The organism is Mycobacterium sp. NGS16, from assembly GCF_059813225.1.
The window spans coordinates 301543-315251 of record NZ_JCALEE010000003.1 but is presented as its reverse complement, the minus strand read 5'-3'; the positions used below and the strand labels follow the sequence as shown (position 1 = coordinate 315251).

The 13709-nt window shown below is 70.0% G+C and carries 14 protein-coding genes and 1 riboswitch; of the genes, 7 read left to right on the top strand and 7 right to left on the bottom strand.

What is annotated here, in order from left to right:
- Positions 1–125 precede the first annotated feature (125 nt).
- Positions 126–1718 (top strand): MFS transporter, encoded by a 1593-nt coding sequence (locus AC5Y4Q_RS11295; protein WP_499959059.1) that lies wholly within the window; start codon positions 126–128, stop codon positions 1716–1718.
- Entirely contained in the window at positions 1715–2227 is a 513-nt protein-coding gene (locus tag AC5Y4Q_RS11290) for a DUF2771 domain-containing protein (RefSeq protein WP_499959000.1), read from the top strand. The genes AC5Y4Q_RS11295 and AC5Y4Q_RS11290 overlap by 4 nt, the downstream gene beginning before the upstream one ends.
- Here the strand turns inward: AC5Y4Q_RS11290 and AC5Y4Q_RS11285 are convergent.
- From AC5Y4Q_RS11285 to AC5Y4Q_RS11275, 3 genes are all read right to left on the bottom strand, one after another.
- Positions 2209–3225, bottom strand: a complete 1017-nt coding sequence (locus tag AC5Y4Q_RS11285; RefSeq protein WP_499958998.1) for a glutathione S-transferase family protein — start codon at positions 3223–3225, stop codon at positions 2209–2211. The two genes, AC5Y4Q_RS11290 and AC5Y4Q_RS11285, sit on opposite strands and share 19 nt — an antisense overlap.
- A gap of 35 nt (positions 3226–3260) precedes the next feature.
- Complete coding sequence (locus AC5Y4Q_RS11280; protein ID WP_499958996.1) at positions 3261–5207, bottom strand: acyl-CoA dehydrogenase family protein; 1947 nt, start codon at positions 5205–5207, stop codon at positions 3261–3263.
- A 91-nt stretch (positions 5208–5298) separates the two neighbouring features.
- Positions 5299–5709 (bottom strand): cold-shock protein, encoded by a 411-nt coding sequence (locus AC5Y4Q_RS11275; protein ID WP_064921134.1) that lies wholly within the window; start codon positions 5707–5709, stop codon positions 5299–5301.
- Positions 5710–5922: 213 nt separating this feature from the next.
- Here AC5Y4Q_RS11275 and moaA point away from each other — a divergent pair, with 213 nt between their 5' ends.
- The 3 genes from moaA to AC5Y4Q_RS11260 all read left to right on the top strand — a co-directional run bounded on the left by moaA (position 5923) and on the right by AC5Y4Q_RS11260 (position 8686).
- Complete coding sequence (moaA, locus tag AC5Y4Q_RS11270; protein WP_499958993.1) at positions 5923–7059, top strand: GTP 3',8-cyclase MoaA; 1137 nt, start codon at positions 5923–5925, stop codon at positions 7057–7059.
- A gap of 3 nt (positions 7060–7062) precedes the next feature.
- Positions 7063–7341: a MoaD/ThiS family protein gene (locus AC5Y4Q_RS11265; RefSeq protein WP_064921133.1), complete on the top strand. Its 279-nt coding sequence runs from the start codon at positions 7063–7065 to the stop codon at positions 7339–7341.
- 247 nt (positions 7342–7588) lie between these two features.
- Positions 7589–7768: riboswitch (cyclic di-AMP (ydaO/yuaA leader) on the top strand.
- Between the two features lie 9 nt (positions 7769–7777).
- Positions 7778–8686: a transglycosylase family protein gene (locus AC5Y4Q_RS11260; RefSeq protein WP_499958991.1), complete on the top strand. Its 909-nt coding sequence runs from the start codon at positions 7778–7780 to the stop codon at positions 8684–8686.
- A 54-nt stretch (positions 8687–8740) separates the two neighbouring features.
- Here AC5Y4Q_RS11260 and AC5Y4Q_RS11255 read toward each other — a convergent pair whose 3' ends face one another.
- Genes AC5Y4Q_RS11255 through AC5Y4Q_RS11240 form a run of 4 tightly spaced genes read right to left on the bottom strand, consistent with a single transcriptional unit; the run spans position 8741 to position 10336 of the window.
- Entirely contained in the window at positions 8741–9169 is a 429-nt protein-coding gene (locus tag AC5Y4Q_RS11255) for a molybdenum cofactor biosynthesis protein MoaE (RefSeq protein ID WP_499958989.1), read from the bottom strand.
- Positions 9166–9624, bottom strand: a complete 459-nt coding sequence (locus tag AC5Y4Q_RS11250; RefSeq protein WP_419179729.1) for a MogA/MoaB family molybdenum cofactor biosynthesis protein — start codon at positions 9622–9624, stop codon at positions 9166–9168. The genes AC5Y4Q_RS11255 and AC5Y4Q_RS11250 overlap by 4 nt, the downstream gene beginning before the upstream one ends.
- A 29-nt stretch (positions 9625–9653) precedes the next feature.
- Positions 9654–10127, bottom strand: coding sequence for a cyclic pyranopterin monophosphate synthase MoaC (gene moaC, locus AC5Y4Q_RS11245; protein ID WP_064924291.1), 474 nt, complete (start codon positions 10125–10127; stop codon positions 9654–9656).
- Between the two features lie 11 nt (positions 10128–10138).
- Entirely contained in the window at positions 10139–10336 is a 198-nt protein-coding gene (locus AC5Y4Q_RS11240) for a hypothetical protein (RefSeq protein WP_064924214.1), read from the bottom strand.
- A 54-nt stretch (positions 10337–10390) separates the two neighbouring features.
- Between AC5Y4Q_RS11240 and AC5Y4Q_RS11235 the strand changes: the two genes are divergently transcribed.
- Together AC5Y4Q_RS11235 and AC5Y4Q_RS11230 are read left to right on the top strand one after the other, a co-directional pair.
- Positions 10391–12763 (top strand): helicase-associated domain-containing protein, encoded by a 2373-nt coding sequence (locus AC5Y4Q_RS11235; protein WP_499958987.1) that lies wholly within the window; start codon positions 10391–10393, stop codon positions 12761–12763.
- A 60-nt stretch (positions 12764–12823) separates the two neighbouring features.
- Positions 12824–13696, top strand: a complete 873-nt coding sequence (locus AC5Y4Q_RS11230) for a phytanoyl-CoA dioxygenase family protein (protein WP_499958985.1) — start codon at positions 12824–12826, stop codon at positions 13694–13696.
- Positions 13697–13709: the final 13 nt, after the last annotated feature.

Sequence of the window (13709 nt, the reverse complement as noted above, 5' to 3'; positions counted from 1 at the left end):
GCGGCCTGCACGGCGGGGCGACGGTGATAGGGAAGAATTGAGTCGTGTCTGTACGGCGGCGTGATCTCCCCGAACCGGGCCGGCGCCGCGGGCCCCGCAACGGCTCGCCCGGCGAGCACCCCGGCATGGCCAATTACCCCAGCAACGGCCCCGGCGAGCAGCGCCATCGCAAGCCGATGCCCAGTGCCAACCGCTACCTGCCACCGCTGCGCGAACACACTGAAACACCCCGGCGGCACAGCCCGCCGGGCGACGCGGGCAGCGGTGACCGCGTCACCGTGACCCGGGCGGCTGCGGCCCGCAGCCGTGAAATGGGCTACCGGATGTATGGGCTGGTGCAGCGGGCCGCCACGGCCGACGGTGCCGACAAATCCGGGCTGACCGCGCTGACCTGGCCGGTGGTGGCCAACTTCGCGGTGGACGCGGCGATGGCCGTGGCGCTGGCCAACACGCTGTTCTTCGCCGCGGCCAGCGGGGAGAGCAAGGGCCGGGTGGCGCTGTACCTGCTGGTGACGATCGCGCCCTTCGCGGTGGTCGCGCCGCTGATCGGTCCCGCGCTGGACCGCATCCAGCACGGCCGGCGCGCGGCGCTGGCCTTGTCGTTCGCACTGCGCACCGTGCTGGCGCTCGTGCTGATCGCCAACTACGACGGCGCCGCCGGCACCTTCGGCTCCTGGGTGCTCTACCCGTGCGCGCTGGCCATGATGGTGCTGTCGAAGTCGTTCACGGTGCTGCGCAGCGCGGTGACGCCGCGGGTGATGCCGCCGTCGATCGATCTGGTGCGGGTCAATTCCCGCTTGACGATGTTCGGTCTGCTCGGCGGGACGATCGTGGGCGGCGGCGTTGCCGCGGGCACCGAATACGTGTTCACCCGGCTGCTGGCGCAGCCCGGGGCGCTGTTCGTGGTCGTCGCGGTCTCGGTGGCGGGGGCGGGCCTGGCGATGCGGATCCCGCGGTGGGTGGAGGTGACCGCCGGTGAAGTCCCGACCACCCTGAGTTATCGCTTCGACGAACCTCGCCGCAGCTGGCCCGAACAGGTCAAGCGGGCCGGCGGGGCGCTGAGCCAACCGCTGCGTCAACCGCTGGGCCGCAACATCATCGCCGCGGTGTGGGGCAACTGCACCATCAAGGCCATGGTCGGCTTTCTGTTTCTCTACCCCGCGTTCGTGGCCAAGCAGCACGACGCCAACGGCTGGGTGCAGCTGGGCATTCTCGGGCTGATCGGCGCCGCCGCCGGGGCGGGGAACTTCGCGGGCAACTTCACCAGCGCCCGGCTGCAACTGGGCCGGCCCGCGGTGTTGGTGGTGCGCTGCACCATGGCAGTGACCGCCGTCGCGCTGGCGGCGGCGGTGGCCGGAACCCTGGTGATGGCAGCGATCGCCGCCCTGGTCACCTCCGCTGCCAGCGCGGTCGCGAAGGCGTCGCTGGACGCCGCGCTGCAGGACGACCTGCCCGAGGAGTCCCGGGCGTCGGCGTTCGGCCGCACCGAGTCCACCCTGCAGCTGGCCTGGGTGCTCGGCGGTGCACTGGGGGTCTTGGTATACACCGACCTGTGGGTGGGCTTCACCGCGATCACCGCGCTGCTGATCCCGGGGCTGGCCCAGACCATCCTTTCCTTCCACGGCGACTCGCTGATCCCCGGCCTGGGTGGCAACCGTCCGGTACGGATCGAGCAGGACGGCGCCCGCCGCGATCAGACAGGGGTGATGACCAGGTGAAACGCTCGACGGCCGTGCTGGTAACGGTGCTGGTGGTGATGGCGGCGGCGCTCGCCGGAATCGGGACCTGGTGGTTCACCCGCGGCGACGAGCCGACTCCGCCGCAGATCAGTGCCTACTCCAAGGGGCGCCTCACCCACGCCGGGCCCTACATGTACTGCGATGTGCTCGACCTCAACGAGTGCGTGCTCACCGAGGCGCGGGGCACGCTGACGGTCGACGCGCGCCATCCGGTCCAGCTGTCGGTGGACAGCGCGATCGGCCGGGCACCGTGGCGGCTACTGCGGCTCTACGACGATCCGGCCGAAGCCACCGCCAAGTTGTATTCACCGGGCAGCACCCTGGCGGTCACCATCCCCACCGTCGACCCGCAACGCGGGCCCCTGCGTGGTCTGGTGGTGCAGCTGCTCACCCTGGTCGTCGACCGGGACACCGGCGAGAAATTCGCCGTGCCGCACGCCGAATGGGCGGTGGGCCTGCAGTGGAGCCGTCAGACCGCTGCCGGTTGAGCTCCGTGCCCGGCGGTCACCCGCTCGGACTCCGGCACCGGGCCCGGCGGGGTGCCGTCACCGAAGGGCCTGCCGCCCAACGTTTCCCGGCCGTGCGGTGATAGCCAATTCGACAGATCCGGCCCGTCGGGAACGATCCCGGAGGGGTTGATGTCGGCGTGCACGATGTAGTAGTGCCGCTTGATCTGGACGAAGTCGATGGTGTCGCCGAACCCGGGCGTCTGGAACAGGTCGCGGGCATAAGCCCACAGCACCGGCAGCTCAGACAGCTTCTGCCGGTTGCACTTGAAATGCCCGTGATAGACCGCGTCGAAGCGGGCCAAGGTGGTGAACAGCCGCACGTCAGCCTCGGTGATGGTGTCGCCCACCAGGTAGCGCTGGTGCGTCAGACGATCACTGACCCAGTCCAGCGCGCTGAACAACCGGTCGTAGGCGGCGCTGTAGGCGTCCTGACTGCCGGCGAAGCCGCACCGGTAAACCCCATTGTTGATCTCGGTGTAGATCCTTTTACCCACCTCGTCGATCTCGGCGCGTAGCGGTTCGGGATACAGCTGCGGGGCGCCGTCGCGGTGATAGGCCGCCCATTCGGTGGAGAAGTCCAGGGTGATCTGGGCGAAGTCGTTGGTGACCACCGCACCGGTGGGCACGTCGACGATCGCGGGCACGGTGATGCCTTTGGGATAGTCGGGGAACCGTTTGAAGTAGGCGTCTTGCAGCCGCGGGATCTTCAACACCGGATCGACGCCGCCGGGGTCCAGATCGAAGGTCCAGCTGCGCTGATCGTGAGTAGGGCCGCAAAACCCAATGGAGAGAACGTTTTCCAGTCCGAGCAGCCGCCGCACGATGATGGTGCGGTTGGCCCACGGACAGGCCCGCGCGACGATCAGCCGGTACCGGCCGGGCTCGACGGGATACCCGTCGCGGCCATCGGCGGTGATCCGGGTGGTGATGTAGTCGGTGTCGCGTTCGTAGTCACCACCGGCGAGGTAGCTGGCCATGATTACCAGCGTGCCACAGTCGTGCAGCGCCGATCTCAGCTTCGGTGTGCGCTGGAGGCGGCCCCGGAACGTCGGGCCAGGTCGGTTTCGGTGGAGGGGCCCGGCTCCCAGTGCGCGATCCACGGTCCGGTGCCCTCGGACGGATCGAGGATGCCGGCCTCCAGCCAGGTGTAGCGGTCCTCGAGCACCGCGTGGGCCAGCTGAATATCGCTGCGGTCGGTGTTGGCCCACAACGCGGCGAACAGCGCCTCGACCCGCAGCCGCGACTGCTGACAGAAGGCATCGGCGAGCTGATAGGCCTGCTGCCCTTCACGCGGGTCAGCCACCCGCTGCGCCTCCGCGCGCACGCATGCCGCCGCCATCGCGAACAGCTCGGCGCCGATATCGACGACGCGGCCCAGGAATCCCTGTTTTTTCTCCAGTCCGGCCTGCCAGCGCGCCATGCCGTAGAAGGTGTTGCGCGCCAGCTTGCGGGAGTGCCGTTCGACAAAGCGCAGATGCGGCGCCAGCCGGCCGAACTCTCGGTACCCGCCGGGGCGTTGACCGTCACCGAAGACCAGTTGCGGCAACCACTTTGAGTAGAAACCGCTGGCCCCGGCAGCCGATTTCGCCTTTTGCCGCAGACTCGCCTTGGGGTTGGCGAGATCACCGGCGGCGCTCAGGTGTGGATCGACGGCTTCGCGCGCGATCAGCAGCCGCATGATCTCGCTGGATCCCTCGAAGATGCGGTTGATCCGCAGGTCGCGCACCAGCTGTTCCACCGCGACCGCCCGCTCCCCGCGGGCGGCAAGCGACTCCGCGGTCTCATAACCGCGGCCGCCGCGGATCTGTAGCAACTCGTCGGCGATGACGCAGGCCATTTCACTGGACCACAATTTGGCCAGCGCCGCCTCGATCCGGATGTCGTTGCGGCCTTCGTCGGCCATCTGACCGGAGAGCTCCAGCACCGACTCCAGCGCGTAACCGGTGGCGGCGATGAACGCGATCTTGGTGGCCACGGCCTCGTGCTCGCCGACCGGTTTGCCCCACTGGACCCGCTCACGCGACCACTCCCGGGCGATCTTCAGCGCCCACTTCGCCGATCCGGTCGCCATGGCGGGGATGGCCAACCGTCCGCCGTTGAGGGTGGTCAGTGCGATCTTCAGGCCGTCCCCCTCACGCCCGACCAGATTCTCGGCGGGCACCCGGACCCGGTGCAGCCGGGTCACGCCGTTCTCGATACCGCGCAACCCCATGAACGTGTTGCGGCGCTCGACGGTGATGCCGGGCGAATCGGCTTCCACGACAAAGGCGCTGATGCCTCCCCTGCGCCCCTGGTCTTTGGGCACCCGGGCCATCACCACCAGTAGCTCAGCGATAACGCCGTTGGTAGTCCAGAGTTTCACCCCGTCCAGTTCGTAGGCGGCACCGTCCTCGATCGGTGTCGCGGTCGCGGCCAGCCGCGCCGGATCAGAGCCCACGTCCGGCTCGGTCAGCAGGAACGCCGACACCGCCCCGGCCGCGCACCGCGGCAGGAACTTCTTCTTCTGCTCCTCGGTGCCGGCCAGTTTGAGCGGTTCGGGCACCCCGATCGACTGATGGGCGCTCAGCAACGCCCCCAGGCTGGGATGCACGCTGGACACCATCATCAGCGCCCGGTTGTAGGCGACCTGCGACATACTCAGACCGCCGTACTCGGCGGGAATCTTCAGCCCGAAACAGCCGAGCTCGGCCAGCCCTTTGACGTAAGCATCGGGGATCTGCCCGTCACGCTCGATGACGGTGCCGTCGAGGGTTTCGAGAAACTCCCGCAGCCGGCCCAGAAAGTCCTCGCTGCGGGCGGCGTCGGTCTCCGAGGGCCTGGGAAACGGGTGAATCAACTCAAGCGGGAACCGCCCCAAAAACAGTCCCTTGGCGAAGGACGGCTTATCCCAACCACTTTCGCGGGATTCCTCCGCGACAGCCCTGGCTTGTTCCTCGGTGACGCCTACCTGTTGTGCCATCGGGCACCTCCCGGTTCGACAGCGCTCGTTGAGCGACTACCAACCGGTGTTCCCCAAACGGGCCGGCCACTACACCTTGCGCGGCGCGGACTTAGGCGTCGAGCTCGCGGGCCACGGCCTTGACCACCTCGGACACCCGACGGGCGGTCTTGCGGTCCGGGTACCGCCCCTTACGCAGCTCCGGCTGCACCGTGCCCTCCAGCAGGGTGATCATGTCTTCGACCATGCCGTGCAGCTCGTCGGGGCTGTGCCGGTGCTCGGCGGGAGCCGCCTCGCGACGGGTGCGGGACAGGCTCGGCGGCGGGTCGATCAGCTTGAGCGTCAGCGCCTGAGGTCCACGACGGCCGGCGGCCACCCCGAATTCCACCCGCTGACCCGCCTTGAGACCCTCCACACCGTCCGGCAGAGCCGAGGCGCGGACGTAGACGTCCTCACCTTCCTCTTGGGACAAGAAGCCGAAGCCCTTCGCGGCGTCGTACCACTTCACCTTGCCGGTCGGCACTGGTCTCACCTGCTGTCTTACTGATCACGTACCTGAGGGACATAAATGAAGCGTCCCGCCTGCGCAGGACGCGTCAAGAGCTGATCCTACTCGGAAGGCGGCCCGCGGAGCACCCCGGTTTCCTCGGTAAGCTGGTGGCGCCGCTGGAGAAGATATGCACCGGACGTTGAACCTGATCCGGGCGCTTGCCGGCCGACCGAATCGGACACGCATATGACGTTGAGGCAACGGGGTCTGCAGACACCACCACCGCAGGTGGACGCTGCCGGCGCGGACGACAAGAACGCCGCCCGGCAGGCCTTCGACGAAGCCGTGCAGCGAGCCATCGCCGAACAGATGCCGACCTCCGGGCCGCTGGTCGACACGTTCGGCCGGGTGCACACCGATCTGCGGATATCCCTGACCGACCGCTGCAACCTGCGCTGCACCTACTGCATGCCGGCCGAAGGCCTGGACTGGCTTCCCGGCCAGCACCTCCTGCAGGACGACGAGCTGATCCGGCTGATGCGTATCGGCGTCACCCGGCTGGGCATCACCGACATCCGGTTCACCGGCGGCGAGCCGTTGCTGGCCCGCCATCTCGAGGACGTGGTGGCCGCCGCGGCGAGCCTGCGGCCGCGTCCCGAGATCGCGCTGACCACCAACGGCCTGGGGCTCGCACGGCGAGCCGGTGCCCTGGTGGCCGCCGGGCTGGATCGGATCAACGTGTCGCTGGACACCGTCGACCGTGCCCACTTCGCCGAGATCACCCGGCGGGACCGGCTGCCCGACGTACTCGACGGTCTCGACGCCGCCGCGCGGGCCGGGATGAAGCCGATCAAGGTCAACGCCGTGCTCGCGCCCAAGGTCGCCGGCGAGGACATCATCAACCTGCTGCGCTTCTGCCTGCAGCACGGCTACCAGTTGCGGGTTATCGAGATGATGCCGCTGGACGCCGACCACAATTGGAACCGCCACGCCGGGCTCGGTGTCGAGCAACTCTTGGAGATGGTGCAGGCGCAGTTCGCCCTGCGGCCCGATCCGAAGCCACGGGGCTCCGCACCGGCCGAAGTGTGGCTGGTGGAGGAGGGCCCGGACCACCCGGCCGGAACGTTCGGGATCATCGCCTCGGTGTCGCGCCCGTTCTGCGGTGACTGCGACCGGACCCGGCTCACCGCCGACGGCCAGATCCGCAACTGCCTGTTCGCCGCCGAGGAGTCCGATCTGCGGGCCCTGCTGCGCAACGGCTCTGACGATGACGCCATCGAGCACGCATGGCGTGCCGCGATGTGGACGAAGAAGGCCGGCCACGGCATCAACAATCCGGATTTCATCCAGCCGGACCGGCCGATGAGCGCGATAGGTGGTTGACCCATGACGCAGCAGACCGATAGCAGCACCGTCGTTGCGGTGACCGTCCGCTACTTCGCCGCGGCGCGAGCGGCCGCCGGCGTCGAATCGGAAATCGTCCAGGTGCCCTCCGGGGCCGGCGTGGCCGAGCTGGCCGAGACGCTCGCGGGCGGAAATGAGCGGCTGGCGACGGTGCTGGATCGCTGCTCCTACCTCCGGGACGGGGTCGCGGTGCGCGACCACGCGGCGGCGCTAAAGCCCGGCGAGACCATCGACGTACTGCCCCCGTTCGCCGGCGGATAGCATGATCTACGTCACATAACGAATTGATCACGGACCGACAACGGCTTGATACATAGCGCTTTGACCTGCGCAAACGCTGGCGTTTCCTGGTGTTTTGAGAAGAACCGGCAGAGAAAACACCCCGCGCGCCTTAGCGTGACGATGCCGGTAAGACCGGTTACGGTACATCTCCGGGTGCATCGAAAACCTTCCGGTCGATCCACCTTTCCCCTCCCGTAGCGCCGAACTCCATCCAACGGGCGAGGAACACCAACGAATACCTGATGGATGGAGGCGGGGGACCCGACCGGTCCGCCGCGAGCGGACCTGGGGCCACCCTCGGCCCCTTGGGGCGAAGCCGTAGGACGCACCGCGGTGCGCCAAGGCCGGGCAGTCTTCTCCAGCCCGAACCCGACGCTGACCTCGCAGGCGTAGACAGAGAGGAATTCACCACCGTATGAGTGGACGGCATCGCAAGCCCACCCAGTCAAACGTCAACATCGCCAAAATCGCCTTCACCGGAGCCGTGATCGGTGGCGGCAGCCTTGCCCTCGCCGGGCACGCCGCCGCAGCCACCGATGACGAATGGGACAGCGTCGCCCGCTGCGAATCCGGTAACAACTGGGGCATCAACACCGGCAACGGCTACCAGGGCGGCCTACAGTTCGCCCCGAGCACCTGGAGCGCGCACGGCGGCGGCAAGTACGCCCCGTCGGCGCACCTGGCCAGCCGGGAGCAGCAGATCGCGATCGCCGAGCACGTGCTGGCGACCCAGGGACGCGGTGCGTGGCCGGTCTGCGGCCGCGGCCTGTCCGGCGCGAGCCCGCGGGAGGTTCCCGCGACCCCGGCTGACGCTCCCATCGACAACCCGGACGTCAACGGCCAGACCGTGGCCATGGACAACCCGATGGCTCCGCCGCCCGCCCCCGAGCCGGCACCCTGGTGGGCCCCGCCGGCCCCCGAGGCTCCGGCCCCCGCCGAGGAGGGCGCTGCTCCGGTGGCTCCGGCCGGCTGGATGCCGCCCGCTCCGGAGGCTCCCGCCCCCGAGGCCCCGGCCCCCGAGGCACCCCCGATCGCCGAAGACCTGCCGCCGGCCCCCGAGGCCCCCGCTCCGGAGGCTCCCGCCCCCGAGGCCCCGGCCCCCGAGGCTCCCCCGATCGCCGAGGAGCTGCCGCCGGCCCCCGAGGCCCCCGCTCCCGAGGCGCCGGCTCCCGGCGACGAGGCGGTCCCGGCCCCCGAGGGTGAGAAGCCTCAGGCGGTCTCCGTCGGCTTCCACCAGCAGCTGTGGCAGGCCATCCGGTCGGAGAACGTCAGCGGCAACGACGCGCTGGCCGCGTTCGCGCAGCAGCCCGCGCGCGTCGTCTAGCGACCACACGAAAGAGGGGGCCGGTTCGCCGGCCCCCTCTTTCGTTTCTCGGTCTCAAGCCGAGCCGACCCATTCCTCGGTGTGGTCGGCGAAGAACTGGTGCTTCCACACCGGCAACCGCTCCTTGATGGTGTCGACCAGCAGCGCACAGGCCTCGAACGCCTCCCGGCGGTGATCGGCGGCCACCGCGGCCACCAGGGCGGCATCACCGATGCGCAAGACGCCGATCCGGTGGCTGGCCGCCAGCGCGCGAATCCCGGGGGCCTGTTCGGCGATCTCGGCCAGCACCTCGGCCATCACCTGCTCCGCGGTCGGGTGCGCGGAGTACTCGAGCCGGGTGACCTGCCGGCCGTGGTCGTGGTCGCGGATCATGCCGACGAAGCCGACGATCGCGCCCGCGGCCCGATGCCCCACCAGCTCCTCGTGTTCGGTCAGCACGATGGGCGCTTCGGTGACCGCCGCCCGCAATACCTGGGCCGTCATCGCTCGTGGTCTCCGCCGGCGAGCTGATCCAGCGCGTGATCCAAGACCTCGGCAAGCACACCGAGGCCGTCGCGCACTCCGCCGGATGAGCCGGGCAAGTTGACGATCAGCGTCCGCCCGGCCACGCCACACACGCCGCGCGAAAGTACCGAGGTCGGCACCTTCGGCAGCCCGGAGCGGCGGATGGCATCGGCCAGGCCGGGAATCTCGTAGTCCAGCACCGCCACCGTCTGCGCCGGGGTGTCGTCGGTCGGTGAGATCCCGGTTCCTCCGGAGGTGATGACCAGGTCGACGGGTGCGGCTACCGCGGCCCGCAACGCCGCGCCGACGGCCTCACCATCGGGGACGACCTCCGGTTGCGCCGGCGCGAAGCCGCGCTGCGCCAGCCAGTCGGCGATGATCGGCCCGGTGCGGTCGGTGTACACCCCAGCCGAAGCGCGTGTGGAGGCGATGATGACGTGGGCGGTCCGGGTCCTCGCGGCAGTCACTGACGCTCCCAGGCCCCGGTGCGTCCGCCGTCTTTGCTCAGCACGCGGATGCTGTCGATGACGGCGGCGCGGTCGACGGCCTTGATCATGTCGTAGAGCGTCAGGGCCGCCACGCTGACCGCGGTCAGCGCCTCCATCTCCACCCCGGTGCGGTCGGTGGTGCGCACCGAGGCGGTGATGTCGATGTGGGAATCGCCGATGGTGAAGTCGACGTCGACGCCGGTGAGCGCCAACTGGTGGCAGAGCGGCACCAGATCGCTGGTCCGTTTGGCGGCCATGATGCCGGCCACCCGCGCGGTGGCCAGCGCATCGCCCTTGGGCAGCCCGCCGGCCGAGATCAGCTGCACCACCTGCGCGGTGGTGCGCAGCACTCCGGCGGCCACAGCGGTGCGCTTGGTGGCCGCCTTTGCGCTGACGTCGACCATGTGGGCCGCACCGCGTTCATCGAGGTGTGAGAGCGGCCCGGTCATGGTGGTCACGCCTACCGGTTGACGACGGTGACCGGATGCAGGTAGGGCAGCTCGTCGGACGGGAGCGGGAATACCAGGTCCCCGAACGGGGACAGCGCACCGGCCCGGTCGGTACGCAGCTCGCTCACTGCCGGTTCGCCGTCCGTGTCGGGCCACCCGTTGTCGACGTACCGGTTCTTGTTGTCCTGTTTCGCAGCCACGGCTCCCATTCTGACAGGTCGCGATCGGCGTCGCTCACCGGTCGGGCCTTACGCTGGTCTTCTATGACCAAACCCGCCCGGGGTGTGCCGCTGGGATCGTGGCTGGCCGAGCTGCCCGATGAGGGCCTGATCCGGCTGCTGGAGCTGCGGCCCGACCTCGCCCAGCCGCCGCCGGGCAGTATCGCCGCCCTGGCGGCGCGGGCCCAGGCCCGCCAATCGGTCCGGGCGGCCACCGACGAGCTGGATTTTCTGCGGCTCGTCGTCCTCGACGCCCTGTTGGTGCTGGATGCCGATGCCGCCGCAGTGCCGCTGGCCGACCTGCTGGCGTTGATCGGTGACCGCGCCCCCGCCGACGCGGTGCACGCGGCGTTGACCGACCTGATCGAACGGGCCCTGTGCTGGGGTTCGGACGGCGGTTCAGCGAGGCTCGCCGAAGGAGAGGCGAAGAAGCTGGGACCGCCGCATTCGCCCCAGCCCGACGGTGTGCTGCGGGTGGTCGCCGAGGCCGGCGCCGGGCTGCCATGGCATCCGGGTCAGGTCACCCGGGAGGATCCCGAGCAGAGCCCGGAGCAGATCAGGGAGGCCGTCGCCGACCTCGACGCGCCGCAGCGGGACCTGCTGGACAAGCTGCTTGCGGGCTCCCCGATCGGCCGCACCCGCGACGCCGCCCCCGGCGCGCCGCCGGAACACCCGGTGCCCCGGCTGCTGGCGGCGGGGCTGTTGCGCCGCATCGACGACGAAACGGTGATCCTGCCGCGCTTGGTCGGCCAGGTGCTGCGCGGCGAGCAGCCCGGGCCGGTCACGCTGCAAGCGCCCGACCCGGTGGTGTCACAGACCACGGCCGCCGACGTCGACGCGACCGCCGCCGGCGCGGTGATCGACCTGCTGCGCGAACTCGACGTGCTCCTGGCCAACCTGGGCGATACGCCGGTGCCGGAGCTGCGCAGCGGCGGGTTGGGCGTCCGTGAGGTCAAGCGCCTGGCCAAGTCGACCGGCATCGACGAGACCCGGTTGGGCTTGCTGCTGGAGGTGGCGGCCACGGCCCGGCTGATCGCCTCCGACTATCCGGACCCGGCCACCGTCGACCAGCGGGACTGGCCCGACGCGGACGGGCCGTACTGGGCGCCGACGGTGCTCGCCGACCGGTTCGCCGAGCGATCAACCGCCGAACGCTGGCACCTGCTGGCCGGCACCTGGCTGCAGCTGCCGGCCCGGCCGGGCCTGATCGGCAGCCGGGGCGCGGACGGCAAACCGCGGGCGGCGCTGTCCACGCCGCTGTTTTCCACCGCCGCCCCGCTGGATCGCCGGCTGCTGCTGGGCATGCTCGCCGAACTGCCCGACGGTGCCGGGACCGACGCGGTGTCGGCGTCGCAGGCTTTGATCTGGCGGCGGCCGCGCTGGGCCAGTCGTCTGCAGCCCGGGCCGGTGGGCGAGTTGCTCGACGAGGCGCACGCGCTCGGCGTGCTGGGCCGCGGCGCCCTCAGCTCCCCGGGGCGCGCTCTGCTGGCGGAAACCTGGTCTGAGGGCGCAGCCGAGCCCGCCACCAGCGCGACGGTCTCATCGATGACCAAGGCCCTACCGGAGCCGATCGACCATTTCCTGGTGCAGGCCGATCTGACCGTGGTGGTGCCCGGGCCACTGGAACGGGACCTCGCCGAGGAACTGGGCGTCGTGGCCAGCGTCGAATCGGCCGGCGCGGCGATGGTCTACCGGGTCTCCGAACAGACCATCCGGGCTGCCCTGGACGTCGGCCGGACCGGCGCCGGGCTGCACGCGTTCTTCCACAAGCACTCGAAAACCCCGGTCCCGCAAGGACTCACCTACTTGATCGACGACGTCGCGCGCCGGCACGGGCAGCTGCGGATCGGGATGGCGGCGTCCTTCGTGCGCTGCGAGGATCCGGCCCTGCTGGCCCAAGCGGTGGCGGTTCCGGCCGCCGAGGCGCTCGGCCTGCGGTTGCTGGCCCCGACGGCGGCGGTGGCCCAGGCCCCGATCGCCGACGTGCTGACGACGCTGCGCGATGCCGGTTTCGCCCCGGCCGCCGAGGATGCCACCGGAACGATCGTCGACATCCGGCCGCGCGGGGTGCGGGTGCCGACTCCGGCGGAGCGCCGCAGCCACCGGCCGGTCGCCGGGCCCAGCGGCGAGAGCCTCACCTCGTTGGTCCGGGTGCTGCGCACGGTGACGTCGGCGCCGTTCGACAACATCCGCCTGGAGCCGGTGACCGCGATGATTCTGTTGAAACGCGCCGCGGCCGAGGGATCCACGGTGCTGATCAGCTACGTCGACGCCGCAGGGGTGGCCACCCAGCGGGAGGTCTCCCCTGTGCTGGTCCGCGGCGGGCAGTTGGTGGCCTTCGACTCGACGTCGGGTCAGATGCGCGAGTTCACCATCCACCGCATCACGTCCATCTCCGCCGCCGACGGGGATCAGTAGGCCACGCCTCCCCGCGGTGGCTCGTAGCATGGTCTACGGGTTCGGGTGAAGGGACCGCCCATGGTGACCGTCGATCGTGAACAGCCGCTGGACTACGCCGGCCTGCGCGGTGATCTGGCCGGTCGCTACCACCCCACCCCCAGTGCCGGAGCGACTGTCGACGACGAACTGGTACGCGAAGACCTCGCTGCCCTCGACCGCGACGGCTACCTGGTGTGGGAAGCACTGCTCAGCGACGACCAGTGCGCCGCGATCCGCGCCGAGGTAAGCCCGCTGCTCGGCCACACCGGACGGAATTCCTTCGAAGGCAAGAGAACGCAACGCGCCTACGGCCTGCTGAACAAGACCCGGTTGTGCGACCGGCTCGTCGAGCACCCGCGGGTGCTGGCGATCCTCGACCGGCTGCTGCTGCCCAACTATCTGCTGTCGATCCTGCAGGCCATCAACATCGGGCCGGGCGAATCGGCGCAGCTGCTGCACGTCGATGACGGGTTCTATCCCGTTCCGCGGCCGCACTCGCCGCTGGGAGCGGCAACGATCTGGGCGATCGACGACTTCACCGAAGACAACGGCGCCACCGTCGTCCTGCCGGGCAGTCACCGCTGGGGCCGGCGCGAACCGGGCGACGCCGACGAGCGCAGGCCGATCGTGATGCCCGCCGGCAGTTGCGTGTTCTTCGTCTCGACGCTGTGGCATGGCGGCGGCGCCAACGTCTCGACCGGCGCACGGCTGGCCGTCACCGCGCAGTACTGCCAGCCGTGGTTGCGTCCGATGGAAGCGTTCACCCTGTCGGTGCCGTTGGCCACCGCCCGGGACCTGTCCGACGACATCAAACGCATGCTCGGCTACAGCATCCATCCGCCTTTTGTGGGCGCGGTCGACGGCATGCATCCGTTACGACTGCTCGAACAGGGCCGGGAGGCGGGGCGTTAGCGGCGCCCCTGTC

What these genes read in the sequence shown, in the direction of transcription:
- AC5Y4Q_RS11295 (WP_499959059.1), top strand. Translation starts at nt 126, where the DNA reads ATGGCCAATTACCCCAGCAACGGCCCCGGCGAGCAGCGCCATCGCAAG.
- AC5Y4Q_RS11235 (WP_499958987.1), top strand. Translation starts at nt 10,391, where the DNA reads ATGACCAAACCCGCCCGGGGTGTGCCGCTGGGATCGTGGCTGGCCGAG.
- AC5Y4Q_RS11240 (WP_064924214.1), bottom strand. Translation starts at nt 10,336, where the DNA reads ATGGGAGCCGTGGCTGCGAAACAGGACAACAAGAACCGGTACGTCGAC.
- AC5Y4Q_RS11255 (WP_499958989.1), bottom strand. Translation starts at nt 9,169, where the DNA reads ATGACGGCCCAGGTATTGCGGGCGGCGGTCACCGAAGCGCCCATCGTG.
- AC5Y4Q_RS11230 (WP_499958985.1), top strand. Translation starts at nt 12,824, where the DNA reads ATGGTGACCGTCGATCGTGAACAGCCGCTGGACTACGCCGGCCTGCGC.
- AC5Y4Q_RS11260 (WP_499958991.1), top strand. Translation starts at nt 7,778, where the DNA reads ATGAGTGGACGGCATCGCAAGCCCACCCAGTCAAACGTCAACATCGCC.
- AC5Y4Q_RS11285 (WP_499958998.1), bottom strand. Translation starts at nt 3,225, where the DNA reads ATGGCCAGCTACCTCGCCGGTGGTGACTACGAACGCGACACCGACTAC.
- AC5Y4Q_RS11280 (WP_499958996.1), bottom strand. Translation starts at nt 5,207, where the DNA reads ATGGCACAACAGGTAGGCGTCACCGAGGAACAAGCCAGGGCTGTCGCG.
- AC5Y4Q_RS11265 (WP_064921133.1), top strand. Translation starts at nt 7,063, where the DNA reads ATGACGCAGCAGACCGATAGCAGCACCGTCGTTGCGGTGACCGTCCGC.
- moaA (WP_499958993.1), top strand. Translation starts at nt 5,923, where the DNA reads ATGACGTTGAGGCAACGGGGTCTGCAGACACCACCACCGCAGGTGGAC.
- moaC (WP_064924291.1), bottom strand. Translation starts at nt 10,127, where the DNA reads ATGACCGGGCCGCTCTCACACCTCGATGAACGCGGTGCGGCCCACATG.